This window comes from Streptomyces sp. NPDC006393 (genome assembly GCF_040628575.1).
Taxonomy (GTDB): domain Bacteria; phylum Actinomycetota; class Actinomycetes; order Streptomycetales; family Streptomycetaceae; genus Streptomyces.
In genome coordinates this window covers 1-17,652 of the sequence record NZ_JBEXZD010000019.1, presented here as the reverse complement: position 1 = coordinate 17,652, position 17,652 = coordinate 1, and the positions used below count along the sequence as shown (strand labels likewise).

General features: G+C 69.4%; 14 protein-coding genes. 13 read left to right on the top strand and 1 reads right to left on the bottom strand.

Annotated elements, in window-relative coordinates:
- The first annotated feature begins 91 nt into the window (after window positions 1-91).
- The 11 genes from typA to ABZ484_RS11380 all read left to right on the top strand — a co-directional run bounded on the left by typA (window position 92) and on the right by ABZ484_RS11380 (window position 14,433).
- Window positions 92-2,008: a translational GTPase TypA gene (gene typA, locus ABZ484_RS11430; protein ID WP_358865667.1), complete on the top strand. Its 1,917-nt coding sequence runs from the start codon at window positions 92-94 to the stop codon at window positions 2,006-2,008.
- A 646-nt stretch (window positions 2,009-2,654) separates the two neighbouring features.
- Window positions 2,655-4,280: an ABC transporter substrate-binding protein gene (locus tag ABZ484_RS11425; protein ID WP_358865666.1), complete on the top strand. Its 1,626-nt coding sequence runs from the start codon at window positions 2,655-2,657 to the stop codon at window positions 4,278-4,280.
- Between the two features lie 169 nt (window positions 4,281-4,449).
- Window positions 4,450-5,382 (top strand): ABC transporter permease, encoded by a 933-nt coding sequence (locus ABZ484_RS11420; RefSeq protein ID WP_358865665.1) that lies wholly within the window; start codon window positions 4,450-4,452, stop codon window positions 5,380-5,382.
- A complete protein-coding gene (locus tag ABZ484_RS11415; RefSeq protein ID WP_358865664.1) occupies window positions 5,375-6,322 on the top strand; it encodes an ABC transporter permease in 948 nt (315 codons plus the stop codon). Before ABZ484_RS11420 ends, ABZ484_RS11415 begins: the two co-directional genes overlap by 8 nt.
- An 11-nt stretch (window positions 6,323-6,333) precedes the next feature.
- Complete coding sequence (locus ABZ484_RS11410) at window positions 6,334-7,392, top strand: ABC transporter ATP-binding protein (RefSeq protein WP_358865663.1); 1,059 nt, start codon at window positions 6,334-6,336, stop codon at window positions 7,390-7,392.
- A complete protein-coding gene (locus tag ABZ484_RS11405; protein ID WP_358865662.1) occupies window positions 7,385-8,533 on the top strand; it encodes a dipeptide ABC transporter ATP-binding protein in 1,149 nt (382 codons plus the stop codon). Before ABZ484_RS11410 ends, ABZ484_RS11405 begins: the two co-directional genes overlap by 8 nt.
- 299 nt (window positions 8,534-8,832) lie before the next feature.
- Complete coding sequence (locus tag ABZ484_RS11400; protein ID WP_358865661.1) at window positions 8,833-10,452, top strand: ABC transporter substrate-binding protein; 1,620 nt, start codon at window positions 8,833-8,835, stop codon at window positions 10,450-10,452.
- A gap of 6 nt (window positions 10,453-10,458) precedes the next feature.
- Window positions 10,459-11,382, top strand: coding sequence for an ABC transporter permease (locus tag ABZ484_RS11395; RefSeq protein WP_358865660.1), 924 nt, complete (start codon window positions 10,459-10,461; stop codon window positions 11,380-11,382).
- Window positions 11,375-12,415: an ABC transporter permease gene (locus tag ABZ484_RS11390; protein ID WP_358865659.1), complete on the top strand. Its 1,041-nt coding sequence runs from the start codon at window positions 11,375-11,377 to the stop codon at window positions 12,413-12,415. The genes ABZ484_RS11395 and ABZ484_RS11390 overlap by 8 nt, the downstream gene beginning before the upstream one ends.
- A 7-nt stretch (window positions 12,416-12,422) precedes the next feature.
- Complete coding sequence (locus tag ABZ484_RS11385) at window positions 12,423-13,397, top strand: ABC transporter ATP-binding protein (protein ID WP_358865658.1); 975 nt, start codon at window positions 12,423-12,425, stop codon at window positions 13,395-13,397.
- The gene (locus ABZ484_RS11380) at window positions 13,390-14,433 is read left to right on the top strand and encodes a dipeptide ABC transporter ATP-binding protein (protein ID WP_358865657.1); all 1,044 of its coding nucleotides are present in this window, start codon (window positions 13,390-13,392) and stop codon (window positions 14,431-14,433) included. The genes ABZ484_RS11385 and ABZ484_RS11380 overlap by 8 nt, the downstream gene beginning before the upstream one ends.
- 156 nt (window positions 14,434-14,589) lie before the next feature.
- On the opposite strand, the gene ABZ484_RS11375 is transcribed toward ABZ484_RS11380, so the two are convergent.
- A complete protein-coding gene (locus ABZ484_RS11375) occupies window positions 14,590-16,731 on the bottom strand; it encodes a prolyl oligopeptidase family serine peptidase (protein ID WP_358865656.1) in 2,142 nt (713 codons plus the stop codon).
- Window positions 16,732-17,000: 269 nt separating this feature from the next.
- Between ABZ484_RS11375 and ABZ484_RS11370 the strand changes: the two genes are divergently transcribed.
- Window positions 17,001-17,195, top strand: a complete 195-nt coding sequence (locus ABZ484_RS11370) for a hypothetical protein (RefSeq protein ID WP_358865655.1) — start codon at window positions 17,001-17,003, stop codon at window positions 17,193-17,195.
- A gap of 81 nt (window positions 17,196-17,276) precedes the next feature.
- A partial coding sequence (locus tag ABZ484_RS11365) for a PIG-L family deacetylase (RefSeq protein ID WP_358865654.1) occupies window positions 17,277-17,652 on the top strand: 376 nt, incomplete at its 3' end.

Here is a 17,652-nt window from a genome sequence, read left to right as displayed (position 1 = left end):
GGGGTGAGGCCGTGGCGTGTTCAGCCCGGCAGGGCGCGCGTACCGAGGACGTACGCGCAGCCGTCCGCACACTCCGGGAGTACGCCTCAATATGGCCGCGTCCACTACGCGTCACGACATCCGCAACGTCGCCATCGTCGCCCACGTCGACCACGGCAAGACCACCATCGTCGACGGCATGCTGAAGCAGGCCGGTGCCTTCGCCGCCCACCAGCTCGACCAGGTCGACGACCGCATGATGGACTCGAACGACCTGGAGCGTGAGAAGGGCATCACGATCCTCGCCAAGAACACGGCGGTGAAGTACCACCCCAAGGACGGCGGGGACCCCATCACGATCAACATCATCGACACCCCCGGCCACGCCGACTTCGGCGGCGAGGTCGAGCGCGGCCTGTCGATGGTCGACGGCGTCGTGCTGCTGGTGGACGCCTCCGAGGGCCCGCTGCCGCAGACCCGCTTCGTGCTGCGCAAGGCGCTCCAGCAGCGCCTGCCCGTCATCCTGTGCATCAACAAGACGGACCGCCCGGACTCCAGGATCGACGAGGTCGTCAACGAGACCTACGACCTCTTCCTCGACCTGGACGCCGACGAGGAGCAGATCGAGTTCCCGATCGTCTACGCCTGCGGCCGTGACGGCATCGCGTCCCTCACCAAGCCGGACAACGGCACGGTCCCGGCCGACTCCGACAGCCTGGAGCCGTTCTTCTCCACCATCCTGGAGCACATCCCGGCCCCGACCTACGACGCCGAGGCCCCGCTCCAGGCGCACGTCACCAACCTGGACGCCGACAACTTCCTCGGCCGTATCGCGCTGCTGCGCGTGGAGCAGGGCGAGCTGCGCAAGGGCCAGACGGTCGCGTGGATCAAGCGCGACGGCTCCATCAGCAACGTCCGCATCTCCGAGCTGATGATGACCGAGGCGCTCACCCGCAAGCCGGCCGAGAAGGCCGGCCCGGGTGACATCTGCGCCGTCGCCGGCATCCCCGACATCATGATCGGCGAGACCCTGGCCGACCCGGAGAACCCGGTCGCGCTGCCGCTGATCACGGTCGACGAGCCCGCGATCTCCATGGTCATCGGCACCAACACCTCCCCGCTGGTGGGCCGCGGCGGCACCGGCAAGGGCGCCGACGCCAAGGCGGCCGTCAAGGACCGCAAGGTCACCGCCCGCCAGGTCAAGGACCGTCTGGACCGCGAGCTGATCGGCAACGTCTCGCTCCGCGTCCTCGACACCGAGCGCCCCGACGCCTGGGAGGTCCAGGGCCGCGGCGAGCTCGCGCTGGCCATCCTCGTCGAGACCATGCGCCGCGAGGGCTACGAGCTGACCGTCGGCAAGCCGCAGGTGGTCACCAAGGAGATCGACGGCAAGGTCCACGAGCCGGTCGAGCGCATGACGATCGACGTGCCCGAGGAGCACATGGGCGCGGTCACGCAGCTCATGGGCGTCCGCAAGGGCCGTATGGACAACATGTCCAACCACGGCTCCGGCTGGGTCCGCATGGAGTTCGTCGTCCCCTCCCGCGGTCTGATCGGCTTCCGCACCGAGTTCCTGACCCAGACCCGCGGCACGGGCATCGGCCACTCCATCCACGAGGGCTTCGAGCCCTGGTTCGGCACCCTGACGACCCGCAACAACGGCTCCCTGGTCGCCGACCGCTCCGGCTCCGTCACCGCCTTCGCGATGACCAACCTCCAGGAGCGCGGTGTGCTCTTCGTGGAGCCCGGCACCGAGGTGTACGAGGGCATGATCGTCGGCGAGAACTCCCGCTCGGACGACATGGACGTCAACATCACCAAGGAGAAGAAGCTCACCAACATGCGGTCCTCGACCGCCGACGTGGCCGAGTCGATCGTCCCGCCGCGCAAGCTCTCCCTGGAGCAGTCCCTGGAGTTCTGCCGCGACGACGAGTGCGTCGAGGTGACCCCGGAGGCGGTCCGTATCCGCAAGGTCGTCCTCGACCAGCGCGACCGCGCCCGCGCGGCCAGCAGGGCCAAGCACGGCTGACGTGAGCCGCGGCCGTGCGCGGACGAACGTGAGCGGACGAACGTGAGCGGACGGCCGTGACCGAGGCGAGGGGCCTGCCCGGTGCCACCGGGCAGGCCCCTCGCGTTCTCGGTCCGCAATCGGCGGGTGCCGTCAGGGCCGTAGAGGGTTTTCCCTATAAACGTGTATCAGGTCCCTCGCTCCGGTCCCGGCGGACCGTGATGGGTTGTTAAAGTGGCTGGAATGTGTGGCTTATCGGACCCCTCGCGCCGGTCTGTCCGGTGCGTCAGGATGTCCTTCGGCGTCGAGAGCGCGCTCCGCCGTTTCGCACAACTGGTTTTTCACCTCCGCTTGTCCGCTATGCGGACACCCCTGCCCGATAGTTGTGTAACAAGTCCGTTTCGCAGGGATCTTTCACCAAACCGTTTGTCCGGATTTTGGAAGAAGTAGACGGCAGGTGTGATCGAACCGAGACCTCTAAGGTGTGGTTCGCTCCGGTCGGAATGGCAGATAGTTAGGCGCGTAGAGCTCGAATCAACGGGTCACGCGCTGCTGGCGGCGCCGACTCACGAGCGCGGGGGCACCTGACCATTTCAGGCACCGGTAACGGTGATGCGTCGAGTGCCCCTCCATGCGGTGAACCAATGGACTCATGAGGAGGAGCCCCATGCGTGGTGCCAAGAGCGCCAAGTGGGTTGCGATAGCCGCGGTTGTGGCGCTGGGTGCGACGGCCTGTGGCGGTGGCGGGGACGACAAGGGCAGCGACAGCAAGGCCTCGGTCGACCCGAACGGCAAGTTCTCGGTCGAGGTGGGTGAGCCCCAGCACCCGTTGCAGCCGGCGAACACCATGGAGTCCAACGGCAGCATCGTCATCAAGTCGCTCTTCTCCGGGCTTGTCGACTATGACGCCAGCGGCAAGATCGTCATGGTCAACGCCCAGTCGGTCGACTCGACGGACAACAAGACCTTCACGGTCAAGCTGAAGCCCGGCTGGAAGTTCCACGACGGCACCCCGGTGACCGCCACCTCCTACGTCAAGGCGTGGAACTGGGCGGCGAACCCGGCGAACAAGCAGACCAACAGCTTCTGGTTCTCCGACATCCAGGGCTACGACGACGTCGCCCCGGCCAAGGGCAAGCCGAAGACGGACTCGATGTCCGGCCTGAAGGTCGTCGACGACAACACCTTCACGATCACGCTGTCCAAGCCGATCCCGTACTTCGTGTACAAGCTCGGCTACGAGGTCTTCGACCCGCTGCCCGAGTCCTTCTACAAGGACCCGAAGGCCGCGGGTGAGCACCCGATCGGCAACGGCCCCTACAAGTTCGTCAGCTGGCAGCACGACAAGCAGATCGAGGTTGCCAAGTACGACGACTACAAGGGCCCGAACGCCGCGAAGAACGGCGGAGTGCTCTTCAAGAACTACTCCAAGCTCGAGACCGCCTACCAGGACCTCAAGTCCGGCAACCTCGACGTGATGCGCCAGGTCGCCCCGCGTGACCTGCCGGTCTACAAGCAGGACCTGGGCGACCGCGCCGTGGACCAGTCCTACTCCGCGATCCAGACCATCGCCGTGGCCTTCTACACCAAGCAGTGGAAGGACATCGACCCCAAGGTCCTCCAGGGCCTGTCGATGGCGATCGACCGCGACACCATCACCAAGACCGTCCTCCAGGGCACCCGTGAGCCGGCCACCGGCTGGGTCGCCAAGGGCGTCCTCGGCTACACGCCGAACGCCGCCGGCGACATCACCAAGTACGACCCGGCCAAGGCGAAGCAGCTCATCAAGGAGGGCGGCGGCGTCCCGGGCAACAAGATCTCCATCCAGTACAACGCGGACGGTGGTCACAAGGAGTGGGTGGAGGCCGTCTGCGGCTCCATCACCAAGGCCACCGGCGTGGCGTGCACCGGCGACTCCAAGCCCGACTTCCAGTCGGACACCAACGCTCGTGACAACAAGCAGGTCAAGTCGCTGTACCGCTCCGGCTGGGTGCTGGACTACCCGTTCATCTCCAACTTCATCCGCGACCTGTACGGCACCAAGTCCGACGGCAACCAGGGCGGCTTCTCCAGCAAGGAGATCGACGACCTGATCGCCAAGGCCGACAGCGCCAAGACGCTGGACGAGTCGGAGAAGCTGTACCAGCAGATCGAGAAGGACCTGCCGAAGTACATGCCGAGCATTCCGCTCTGGTACTACAAGGTCAACGCGGGCTACTCGGAGAAGGTCACCGGCGTCAAGTACGCCCAGGACGGCGACCCGATCCTGACCGGCGTTCAGGTCAAGAAGTAACCGCTGACGACGAACAGCGTGTGCCGTGCCGCACCCACAGCGCGGGGTGCGGCACGGCGTCGGCCGATCGGCCGGGGGGCCCTTTTCACCGTGTATGCCCGCAATCCCTTCGGGAAGCCGCTCGTGCACGGTGAAAAGGGCCTGCCGCTGTGACTGACATGGAGGCACCATGGGGCGCTATGTCGCACGACGACTGCTCCAGATGATCCCGGTCTTCATCGGGACAACCTTGCTCATCTTCCTGATGGTCTACGCCCTGCCCGGCGACCCCGTGCGCGGGCTCTTCGGTGACAAGGGCGCGGACCCGGCCGTCCTTCGCTCGCTGCGGCACCAGTACGGCCTCGACCAACCCGTCCTGGTCCAGTACTGGCACTACATGAAGGGCATGATCCTGCATCTCGACTTCGGGACGCAGATCGCCAGCGGCCGCCCGGTCACCGAGATCCTGGGCGAGGCCTTCCCGGTGACGCTCCGCCTCGCCGGCTTCGCGTTCGCCATCGAGGCCGTGCTCGGCATCGTGCTCGGCGTCGTCTCCGGCATGCGCGCCGGCAAGGCGGCCGACACCGTCATCCTCTTCGTGACGCTGCTGCTGATCTCGGTGCCGGTCTTCGTGCTCGGCTACATCCTCCAGACGGTGTTCGCCTTCCAGCTGAACCTGCTGCAACCCTCGGTGAACGACGACACCGACTTCAGCCAGCTGCTGCTGCCGGCCATCGTGCTGGCCAGCGCCTCACTGGCCTATGTGGCCCGACTGACCCGTACCTCGGTGGCGGAGAACATGCGGGCGGACTTCATGCGCACGGCCATCGCCAAGGGCCTGCCCCGCCGCCGGGTGGTCGGCGTGCACCTGCTGCGCAACTCCCTCATCCCGGTCGTCACCTTCCTCGGCACCGACCTCGGTGCCCTGATGGGCGGCGCGATCGTGACCGAGGGCATCTTCAACATCCACGGCGTGGGCGGAACGATCTACCAGTCGATCGTGCGTCGGGAGGGCACCACGCTGGTCGGGCTGGTCACCATCCTCGTGCTCGTGTACCTCTTCGCCAGCCTGATCGTCGACCTGCTCTACGCGGTTCTGGACCCGAGGATCCGTTATGCCTGAGCTGACCACCTCCGCCGACGAGGCCGCAACGGCCGCCGCGTCCGCCGCAGCGGGCGCCGAACTGCCCGAGCCCAAGCCGGAGAAGACCCGCAGCCTGTGGGGCGACGCCTGGAAGGACCTGCGCACCAACTGGGTGTTCGTCGTCTCCGCGGTGCTGATCCTGCTCCTGCTGGTGATGGCGTTCTGGCCCAGCCTGTTCACGGGCGCCGACCCGAACAACAAGGACCTGGCCAACCACTACCTCCAGCACCCGCGCTACGGCCATGTGTTCTCGGCCGACTGGCTGGGCTACGACGCCCAGGGCCGCAGCGTGTACACCCGTGCCATCTACGGCACCCGCGCCTCGCTGCTGGTCGGCGCCGGAACCACCCTCGTGGTGACCGTCGTCGGCGGTCTGATCGGCATGATCGCCGGTTACTTCGGCGGCTGGCTCGACGCGGTCCTGTCCCGGGTGACGGACATGTTCTTCGGCATCCCGTTCCTGCTCGGCACGATGGTGATGCTGAACTCCTTCACCGACCGCACCATCCCGGTCGTCATCGCCGCCCTGGCCTTCCTCGGCTGGACGCAGACCGCCCGTGTGATGCGCGGCGCGGTGATCACCGTGAAGTCGACGGACTACGTACAGGCCGCCAGGGCCCTCGGCGCGGGAACCGGGCGCATCCTCATGCGCCATGTGCTGCCCAACGCGGTGGCGCCGGTGATCGTCGTCGCCACCATCTCGCTCGGCGTCTACATCGGCGCCGAGGCCACGCTGTCCTTCCTGGGCCTCGGCCTGAACGGCGTGTCGTGGGGCAACGACATCTCCGACGGAGGCAACTCCATCCGGGTAGCGAAGTGGATCATGCTCTACCCGTCCATCATGCTCAGCATCACGGTGCTGGCGTTCATCATGCTCGGTGAGGCGGTCCGCAACGCCCTCGACCCGAAGACGCGCTGAGGGAGGCGTACGTGACCACCATCGAAGAAGTCGTGCCCGCGCCGTCGCCCCGCGACGCCGGGGCGGACGGCGGCCCGCTGCTGGACGTGCGGGACCTGCACGTCGAGTTCCACACCCGTGACGGCGTGGTCAAGGCCGTCAACGGCGTCAACTACAGCGTGAACGCGGGCGAGACGCTCGCCGTGCTCGGCGAGTCCGGCTCCGGCAAGTCCGTCACCGCGCAGGCCATCATGGGCATCCTCGACATGCCGCCGGCGAAGATCCCCCAGGGGGAGATCCGCTTCCGCGGACAGGACATGCTGACCATGTCCGGCGAGGAGCGCCGCAAGATCCGTGGCCGGCGCATCGCCATGATCTTCCAGGACGCGCTCAGCTCGCTGAACCCGGTGCTGACCGTCGGCTACCAGCTGGGCGAGATGTTCCGCGTCCACCAGGGCCTGTCCAAGAAGGACGCCAAGGCCAAGGCGATCGAGCTGATGGACCGGGTGAAGATCCCGGCCGCCGCGGCCCGCGTCAACGACTACCCGCACCAGTTCTCCGGCGGCATGCGCCAGCGCATCATGATCGCCATGGCGCTGGCCCTGGAGCCGGATCTGATCATCGCCGACGAGCCGACCACGGCCCTCGACGTGACGGTCCAGGCCCAGGTCATGGACCTGCTCGCGGAGCTCCAGCGCGAGTACAACATGGGTCTGATCCTCATCACCCACGACCTCGGCGTGGTCGCCGACGTCGCCGACAAGATCGCGGTGATGTACGCGGGCCGCATCGTGGAGCAGGCACCGGTCCACGAGCTGTACAAGCGGCCGGCGCACCCGTACACGCGGGGTCTGCTGGACTCGATCCCGCGCCTGGACCAGAAGGGCCAGGAGCTGTACGCGATCAAGGGCCTGCCGCCCAACCTGCTGCGTGTCCCGGCCGGCTGCGCCTTCAACCCGCGCTGCCCCAAGGCCCAGGACATCTGCCGTACGCAGATCCCGGACCTGCTGCCGGTCACCGAGCGCGACGGCGGCGAGCTGACGGGCCGCGCCTCGGCGTGCCACTTCTGGAAGGAGACGATCCATGGCTGAGCTCAGCAAGACCGACGAGCCGCAGGACGCCACGCCGAACGTCTCCGAGGTGGACGTCGTCGACGCCCACTCCGAGGCGGAGGCGGTCGCCGCGATCGAGGCGCCCGTCGAGCGCGGCGAGCCGATCCTTCAGGTGCGCGACCTGAAGAAGCACTTCCCGCTGACCCAGGGCATCCTGTTCAAGAAGCAGGTCGGCGCGGTCAAGGCCGTCGACGGCGTCTCCTTCGACCTGTACCAGGGCGAGACCCTGGGCATCGTGGGCGAGTCCGGCTGCGGCAAGTCGACGGTGGCCAAGCTCCTGATGAACCTGGAGCAGGCGACGGCCGGCGAGATCTTCTACAAGGGCCAGGACATCACCAAGCTGTCCGGGCGTGCGCTGAAGGCGGTCCGCCGGAACATCCAGATGGTGTTCCAGGACCCGTACACCTCGCTGAACCCGCGCATGACGGTGGGCGACATCATCGGCGAGCCCTTCGAGATCCACCCGGAGGCGGCCCCGAAGGGCGACCGGCGCCGCAAGGTGCAGGAGCTGCTGGACGTCGTCGGCCTCAACCCGGAGTACATCAACCGCTACCCGCACCAGTTCTCCGGCGGTCAGCGCCAGCGCATCGGCATCGCCCGCGGCCTCGCGCTCAACCCCGAGGTCATCATCTGCGACGAGCCGGTCTCCGCGCTGGACGTGTCGGTCCAGGCGCAGGTCATCAACCTGATGGAGGGACTGCAGGACGAGTTCAACCTCTCCTACATCTTCATCGCGCACGACCTGTCCATCGTCCGGCACATCTCGGACCGCGTGGGCGTGATGTACCTCGGCAAGATGGCCGAGATCGGCACGGACGAGCAGATCTACGACCACCCGACGCACCCCTACACCCAGGCGCTGCTGTCCGCGGTCCCGGTGCCGGACCCGGACGCCCGCGAGCACCGCGAGCGGATCATCCTCACCGGCGACGTGCCCTCCCCGGCCAACCCGCCCTCGGGCTGCCGCTTCCGCACCCGCTGCTGGAAGGCGCAGGACAAGTGCGCCGAGGAGATCCCGCTCCTCGCCATCCCCGAGCGCTTCAAGGGTTCGGACTCCCCGGCCGCCCACGAGTCGGCCTGCCACTTCGCCGAGGAGAAGGACGTCGTCCACGCGGCGTAGCCTCCGAGCGCGTTCGCCGGTTCCCGGCACCCCGGAACAGGGGTGCCGGGAACCGGCGTTTTTCGTGCCCGCGGTGAGCCGGCGAGGCGCGTGCCGTGAGTCAGGGGGCGCCGGCCCGCCGGAACAGGGGCGCCGGGCCGCCGGACAGGGGTACCGGGTGGCTGAGCCGTCCGGCTGGAGTCGGGCCGCCGCCGGTGTGGCGGGTGTGCGATATGCGGTTGATGCGCTGATATGTCCTCGGGTCCGTCAGCCCCGCGGCCCGCCCCCGATCGCACACCGCACCACCCGAGGAGGCGCCCATGCGTGCACGCACGCGCGTGACGTGGGCCCTGGGCGTGGTGGCGGCCGTGCTGCCGCTCGCCGCCTGCGGGAGCGGTGTGGGCGTCGCAGGCGGCCGTGTGCTCAGCTCGTCCTGGGGGGACCCGCAGAACCCGCTGGAGCCCGCCAACACCAACGAGGTGCAGGGCGGCAAGGTGCTCGACATGGTCTTCCGCGGGCTGAAGCGGTACGACCCGAGGACCGGCAAGGCCGAGAACATGCTCGCCGAGAAGATCGAGACGAGCGACTCGCGCACCTACACCGTCACCGTCAGGCCCGGCTGGCGCTTCAGCAACGGCGAACCCGTCACCGCCCGCTCCTTCGTCGACGCCTGGAACTACGGCGCGAGCCTGCGCAACAACCAGAAGAACGCGTACTTCTTCGGCTACATCGAGGGCTACGACAAGGTCCACCCCGACAGCGGCAGGCAGAGTGCCGACACCCTCTCCGGGCTGAAGGTCACCGGCCCGCGGACCTTCACCGTCCGGCTGAACCAGAAGTTCTCCTCCTTCCCCGACACCCTCGGCTACGCCGCCTTCGCCCCGCTGCCCCGCACCTTCTTCACCCACCACAAGGCCTGGCTGGACAAGCCCGTCGGCAACGGCCCGTACACCATCGAGTCGTACACCAAGGGCGCCCAGATGTACCTGAAGAAGTGGGACGGCTACCCGGGCCCCGACAAGGCGCGCAACGACGGCGTGACCCTGCTGGTCTACACCGACAGCAACACCGCCTACACCGACGTGCTGGCCGGCAACCTCGACCTGGTCGACGACATCCCCGCCGGCCAGCTCAAGAACGTCCGCTCCGACCTGGACGGCCGCTACATCAACACCCCGGCCGGCATCCTCCAGACCCTGGCGTTCCCGTTCTACGACAAGGCGTGGAACACCGACGGGGCCCGCAAGGTGCGCACCGGGCTGTCGATGGCCATCAACCGCGCGCAGATCACCCGGACCCTCTTCCGCGGCACCCGCACCCCGGCCACCGACTGGACCTCCCCGGTCCTCGGCACGGACGGCGGCTACAAGGCGGGGCTGTGCGGCCGGGCCTGCGAGTACCACCCCGCCGAGGCCAGGAGGCTGGTCCAGGAGGGCGGCGGACTGCCGGGGGGCCAGGTGCGGATCACCTACAACGCGGACACGGGCTCGCACAAGGAATGGGTGGACGCCGTGTGCAACTCCATCAACAACGCCCTCGGCAACGACCACGCCTGCGTCGGCAACCCGGTCGGCACCTTCGCCGACTTCCGCAACCGGATCTCGCGGCACACGATGAGCGGGCCGTTCCGGGCCGGCTGGCAGATGGACTACCCGCTGATCCAGAACTTCCTCCAGCCGCTGTACTACACGAACGCCTCCTCCAACGACGGCAAGTGGTCGAACAAGGACTTCGACCGGCTCGTCGACCGGGCCAACGCCGAGACCGACAAGGCGGCGGCGATCGGCCTCTTCCAGCAGGCCGAGGGTGTCGTCCGCGACAACATGGCCGCCATTCCGCTGTGGTATCAGAACGGCAGCGCGGGCTACTCCGACCGGCTGCACGACGTGGCGCTCAATCCCTTCAGCGTCCCCGTCTACGACGAGATCAGGGTCGGCTGAACCGCCATGGGACGCTATGTCGCGCGGCGGCTGCTCCAGATGATCCCGGTGTTCATCGGGGCCACCCTGCTGATCTTCCTCATGGTCAACGTCATGGGCGACCCCATCGCCGGCCTGTGCGGCGAGCGCGCCTGCGACACCGCGACCGCCGCCCAGCTCAAGCGGGAGTTCGGCCTCGACAAGCCCCTGTGGCAGCAGTACGCGACCTACATGGGCAACGTCTTCACCGGCGACTTCGGCACGGCGTTCAACGGCCAGCCCGTCACCGAGCTGATGTCCACGGCGTTCCCCGTCACCGTCCGGCTGACCATCGTCGCGATCGTCTTCGAGGTCGTCATCGGCATCACCCTGGGGGTGGTGACCGGGCTGCGCCGCGGCCGGCCCGTGGACACCGCCGTCCTGCTGGGCACCCTCGTCGTCATCTCCGTCCCCACCTTCGTCACCGGGCTGCTGCTCCAGCTGCTGCTCGGCGTCAAGTGGGAGTGGATCAGACCGGCGGTCCCGCCGGAGGCCACCCTCGACGAGCTGATCGTGCCGGGCCTGGTCCTCGCCTCCGTCTCCCTCGCCTACGTCACCCGCCTGACCCGCACCTCCATCGCCGAGAACCGGCGCGCCGACTACGTCCGCACGGCCGTCGCCAAGGGCCTGCCCCGCCGCCGCGTGGTCGTCCGGCACCTGCTGCGCAACTCGCTCATCCCCGTGGTCACCTTCATCGGCACCGACATCGGGGCGCTGATGGGCGGCGCCATCCTCACCGAGCGCATCTTCAACATCCACGGCGTCGGCTACCAGCTCTACCAGGGCATCCTCCGCCAGAACACCCAGACCGTGGTCGGCTTCGTCACCGTCCTGGTCCTGGTCTTCCTGGTCGCCAACCTGCTCGTGGACATCCTGTACGCCGTACTCGACCCGAGGATCCGCTATGCCTGAGCCGCCGCCTCGGTCACGGCAACAGCCGCAGCCGCAGCCGCACGAGCCCGAGGGCGCCGTCGCGGGCACCGGCATGGGCGGCGGCATGGACCTCGCGGCGAGCGAGGCGACCACTCTGGAACGCGCGTCGGACGGCCCGGACGGCCCGGCGGGTTCCGCCGCCACGGGCGGGCCCGGCCCGCAGGACCGGCCCCGCTCCCTGTGGTCCGACGCCTGGCGGGACCTGCGCCGCAATCCCGTCTTCCTGCTCTCCGCGCTGGTCATCTGCTTCCTGGTCCTGATCGCCGTCTGGCCGTCCCTGATCGCCCCCGGCAACCCGCTGCGCTGCGACCTGGCCCGCGCCCAGGACGGCCCACGCCCCGGCCACCCCTTCGGCTACGACGGCCAGGGCTGCGACGTCTACACCCGCACCGTCCACGGCGCCCGCGCCTCCGTCACGGTCGGCGTCTGCGCGACCGCCGGAGTGGCCGTCCTGGGCTCCGTCCTGGGCGCCCTCGCCGGATACTTCGGCGGCGTCTGGGACGCCGTCCTGTCCCGGGTCACCGACATCTTCTTCGCCATCCCGGTCGTCCTCGGCGGCCTGGTGCTGCTGTCCGTGGTGACCAGCAACACCGTCTGGCCGGTCGTGGGGTTCATCGTGCTGCTGGGCTGGCCGCAGATCTCCCGCATCGCACGCGGCGCGGTCATCACCGCCAAACAGCACGACTACGTGCAGGCCGCCCGCGCCCTCGGCGCCTCGGACACCCGCATCCTGCTGCGCCACATCGCGCCCAACGCCGTGGCCCCGGTGATCGTCGTCGCCACCATCGCGCTCGGCACCTACATCGCGCTGGAGGCCACCCTGTCCTACCTCGGGGTCGGGCTGAAACCGCCCAGCGTGTCCTGGGGCATCGACATCTCCGCCGCCTCCCCCTACGTCCGCAACGCCCCGCACGCGCTGCTGTGGCCCGCCGGGGCCCTGGCGATCACGGTGCTGGCCTTCATCATGCTCGGCGACGCCGTGCGCGACGCCCTCGACCCGAAGCTGAGGTGACGGCGGCATGCTGCTCGAAGTCCGTGACCTGCATGTCGAGTTCCGCACCCGGGACGGGGTCGCCCACGCCGTCAACGGGGTCACCTACGCCGTGGACGCGGGCGAGACGCTCGCCGTGCTCGGGGAGTCCGGCTCCGGCAAGTCCGTCACCGCCCAGGCCGTCATGGGCATCCTCGACATGCCGCCCGGCAGGATCACCGGCGGGCGGATCCTCTTCCGGGGCACCGACCTGCTGACCCTCAAGGAGGACGAGCGCCGGCGGATCCGCGGCGCGGACATGGCGATGATCTTCCAGGACGCGCTGTCCGCCCTGAACCCGGTGCTGACCGTGGGCGACCAGCTCGGCGAGATGTTCACCGTGCACCGGGGCCTGTCGCGCAAGGAGGCGCGGGCGAAGGCGGTGGAGCTGATGGACCGGGTCCGCATCCCGGCCGCCGCCCAGCGCGTGCGCGACTACCCGCACCAGTTCTCCGGCGGCATGCGCCAGCGCATCATGATCGCCATGGCGCTGGCCCTGGAGCCGGCGCTGGTCATCGCCGACGAGCCGACCACCGCCCTCGACGTGACCGTCCAGGCCCAGGTCATGGATCTGCTCGCCGAACTCCAGCACGAGTACCGCATGGGTCTGATCCTCATCACCCACGACCTCGGCGTGGTCGCCGACGTCGCCGACCGGATCGCGGTGATGTACGCGGGCCGGATCGTCGAGTCGGCCCCCGTCCACGACCTCTACAAGGCGCCCGCCCACCCCTACACCCGCGGCCTGCTGGACTCCATCCCGCGCCTGGACCAGAAGGGCCGGGAGCTCTACGCCATCAAGGGCCTGCCGCCCAGCCTCCTGCGCATCCCCTCCGGCTGCCCCTTCCACCCACGCTGCCCGATGGCCCGGGACGTGTGCCGCACGGACGTGCCACCGCTGTACGAGGTGAACGAGCAGCGCGGGTCCGCCTGCCACTTCTGGAGGGAGTGCCTGGATGGCTGAGCCGTCGGCCGAACCGATCCTCGAGGTCAGCGGGCTGGTCAAGCACTACCCGCTCACCCGGGGTGTCCTGTTCAGGAAGCAGGTGGGATCGGTCAGGGCCGTCGACGGCGTCGACTTCACCCTCGCCCGGGGCGAGACCCTGGGCATCGTGGGCGAGTCCGGCTGCGGCAAGTCCACGGTCGCCAGGCTGCTGTGCAACCTGGAGCGGCCCACGGCGGGCGAGATCCGCTACCGGGGCGAGGACATCACCAGGCTGTCCGGGCGTGCGCTGAAGGCGGTCCGCCGGAACATCCAGATGGTGTTCCAGGACCCGTACACCTCGCTCAACCCGCGCATGACGGTGGGCGACATCGTCGGGGAGCCCTTCGAGATCCACCCGGAGGTGGCCCCGAAGGGCGACCGGCGCCGCAAGGTGCAGGAGCTGCTGGACGTCGTCGGCCTCAACCCGGAGTACATCAACCGCTACCCGCACCAGTTCTCCGGCGGCCAGCGCCAGCGCATCGGCATCGCCCGCGGTCTGGCACTGCGCCCGGAGATCATCGTCGCGGACGAGCCGGTCTCGGCGCTCGACGTGTCGGTCCAGGCCCAGGTGATCAACCTGCTGGAGCGCCTCCAGCACGACTTCGACCTGAGTTACGTCTTCATCGCGCACGACCTGTCGATCGTCCGGCACATCTCCGACCGGGTGGGGGTCATGTACCTGGGCCGGATCGTCGAGACGGGCACGCACGAGCAGATCTACGACCACGCCACCCACCCCTACACCCAGGCGCTGCTGTCCGCCGTGCCCGTGCCCGACCCGGAGGCGCGCGAGCGCCGCCGGCGGATCATCCTCGCCGGTGACGTGCCCTCCCCGGCCGCCATCCCCTCAGGCTGCCGGTTCCGCACCCGCTGCTTCAAGGCGCGCGAGCGCTGCGCGCTCGAGGTGCCGGCGCTCGCGGTCCCCGAGCAGTTCCTGGGCACCACCGGCCCGGCCGCCCACGACTCGGCCTGCCTCTTCGCGAGCACGGAGCCGCTGAAGCCGCAGCCGCTGTAGGCACGCCAAGTCCGTTAACGCGCAGGCAACTTCGTGGAAGCGGCACCGATATACGGACACCCGATGATGGACGGCGTACGGCCGTGCGGGTGCCGTGGACGGGCCGGGACCGCCCTGACCGTGGAGTCGGGGCGGGACCGGCCCGTTGCCGTGCCGTCAGGCCATGCCCAGCGAGCGCTTGAGGAAGTCCACCTGGAGCAGCAGCAGGTTCTCGGCGACCTGTTCCTGCGGGGTCATGTGGGTGACCCCGGACAGCGGGAGGACCTCGTGCGGGCGGCCGGCGGCGAGCAGCGCGGAGGACAGCCGCAGGGCGTGCGCGACCACCACGTTGTCGTCGGCGAGGCCGTGCACGATCATCAGCGGGCGGTGCGGCTCGGCGGCGCCGGACAGTCCCTCGTCGGTGACGAGGGAGTTCCTTGCGTACGTCTCGGCCTCGGCGGCCGGGTCGCCCAGGTACCGCTCGGTGTAGTGGGTGTCGTAGAGGCGCCAGTCGGTGACCGGGGCCCCCGCGACGCCGGCGTGGAAGACGTCCGGGCGGCGCAGCACGGCCAGGGCGGCGAGATACCCGCCGTAGGACCAGCCGCGGATCGCCACCCTGTTCAGGTCGAGCGGGTGGGTCTTGGCGAGGTCGTGCAGGGCCTCGATCTGGTCGTCGAGGGTGCGCGTGAAGTCGTGGTGGACGGCCTTCTCCCAGGCGGGGGAGCGGCCGGGGGTGCCCCGGCCGTCGGCGACGACCACCGCGAAGCCCTGGTCGGCGAACCACTGGGAGGTGAGGTACGCGTTGTGCGCGGCGACGACACGGGGGCCGTGCGGGCCGCCGTAGGGGTCGAGGAGGACGGGCAGGGGAGTGGGGGCGGAGGCCGACGTGGAGGTGTCACCGGGGTAGTCCGTAGGCATAAGCACGGCGCACGGGATGCGGCGTGCGCCCCCCTGGGTGAGGGTCACGCGCGGGGACAAACCGGGATCCTCGGCACGGGAGGCGATGAGCGCCGTCTGCTCGCCGTTCCGGAACACCCGCACCAGGGCGCCCGGCCGGCCGAGCGCGGCGGAGACGAGGACGGTCACGCCCCCGGCGCGCACGGCGGAGTGCACGCCCGCTTCCTTGGTCACGCGCTCCACGCCCAGCTCGTTGACCCGATAGACGTGCACCTCGCCGGTCTCCGGGTCGGTCGCCTCCTCGCCGGCCGAGGCGGAGACCAGCACGTCGTCGTCCGAGACGTCGAGGACCGCCCGGATGTGCAACTGCGGCCCGGTCAGGGGCCGTTCGCCCACGGCCAGCACCCGCGCGCCGCCCTCGTCCGCGATCCGCACGAGCTGTCCGGAGGGGCTCCAGCAGGGCACTCCGGGGAAAAGATCAAGCCAAGTTGGATCTTCGTCGGCGTGCACCATCCGGGTCGCCCCCGAGGCCGGGTCCACGGCCAGGTACAGCTGGCTGCGCTGGTCCCGCGCCTGCACCAGGAGCAGCGGCGCACCCGCCTCTGACCAGTGCACACGCGCCAGATACGGGTAGCGGGCCCGGTCCCAGACGACCTCCGTGCGCGTCCCGTCCAGGCCGATCACGAACAGCCGTACGTCCGCGTTCGCGGTGCCGGCGGCCGGGTAGCGGACGTGGGCGGGCTCACGGTCCGGCTGCGCGGGGTCGGAGATCCACCAGCGCCCCACCGGCGTGTCGTCCACCCGCGCCACCAGCAGCCGGTCCGACTCCGGCGCCCACCAGAAGCCCCGCGAGCGGTCCATCTCCTCGGCCGCGACGAACTCGGCGAGCCCGTACGTCACGGACTCCGACTCCGGCTCGGCGAGCGGCCGGTCGTCCTCGCCCTCGGCGCCCACCACGCGCAGGGCGCCGCCCGCGACGTAGGCGACATGCCGCCCGTCGGGGGAGGGGCGCGGGTCGATCACCGGTCCGGGGACGGGCAGTTCGCGGGCCGTACCGGCCCTGAGCTCGGCCGTGAAAAGCCGCCCTGACAAGGCGAAAGACGCCAACTCGACGGCTGTGTCGGTGGCGTACCCGACGATCCCCGCGCCGCCCTCGCGGCTGCGCTCACGGCGCGCCCGCTCCTCGGGTGAGAGATGTTCGCCGGCGCCGCCGAGAAGGGCGCGCGGGTCCGCGGCCACGCGCTCCCCGCGGTCGCCCAGGTCGAGGACCCACAGCGAATTCGCCCGGTCCGTACCGGAGTCGGAGCGCAGGAACACGACGCGGGAAGCGTCGGGGGCCACGGTGAACGCGCGCGGCGCGCCGAGCGTGAAACGCTGGGTACGCGCGTGCCGTCGGGGGAAGGAGACAGGCTCGGTCGTCATGCCCCGACCATATTGGCCATGCGCCCCCTTGTGCGGCTGTGCGCGGGCCGGTGCGCGCGTGCGGATAGTTATGATCACTAGCGCATAGTGGGTATGTAAGTGCTGCCCGTTGTGTGGATTTATCTGCTTTCCCGGTTCGTCCGGTCCGTCCAGTGCGTCCGTGTCCCACCGTCCCACCGTCCCACCGTTCGACCGTCCGTCCGACCGAGACCCTGACCCCCCGACCCCCCGACACCCCCGCGTCCTGGGATCTTTGGAGGTGAGCCGCCGTGGCACTCTCGATTTCGGCGGTGGTGCTGCTGGCGATCATCGTCTTCTTGCTGATCAAGAAGTCCGGCCTGAAGACCGGCCACGCGATCGTGTGCATGCTCCTGGGCTTCTACCTCGCCTCTTCCACGGTCGCCCCCACGATCAGCGAACTCACCACGAACATCGCGGGGATGATCGGCAGCATCAAGTTCTGAGCGGCCTCGCCGGCACCAGACCTCCCCTCTCTCGCGGCGCCGGGATACGGGGAGGGGGACGTCGCCTCGTAGGGTGGGGGCATGACGGAACTGCCCGCTCGGCGTCTGCTACTGGTGCACGCGCATCCCGACGACGAGTCGATCAACAACGGTGCGACCATGGCCCGGTACGCGGCCGAGGGTGCCCAGGTGACCCTGGTGACCTGCACGCTCGGTGAGCGGGGCGAGGTCATCCCGCCCGGGCTGCGGCACCTTGCCGGGGCCGCGCTCGGCGCCCACCGGCACCAGGAGCTCGCCGCGGCGACGAGGGAGCTGGGCGTCACGGACGTCCGGCTGCTCGGCGGCGCCGGGCGGTACCGGGACTCCGGGATGATGGGCCTGCCCGACAACGAGGATCCCGACTGCCTCTGGCAGGCCGACCTCGACGAGGCCGCCGGGCACCTCGTCGCCGTGATCC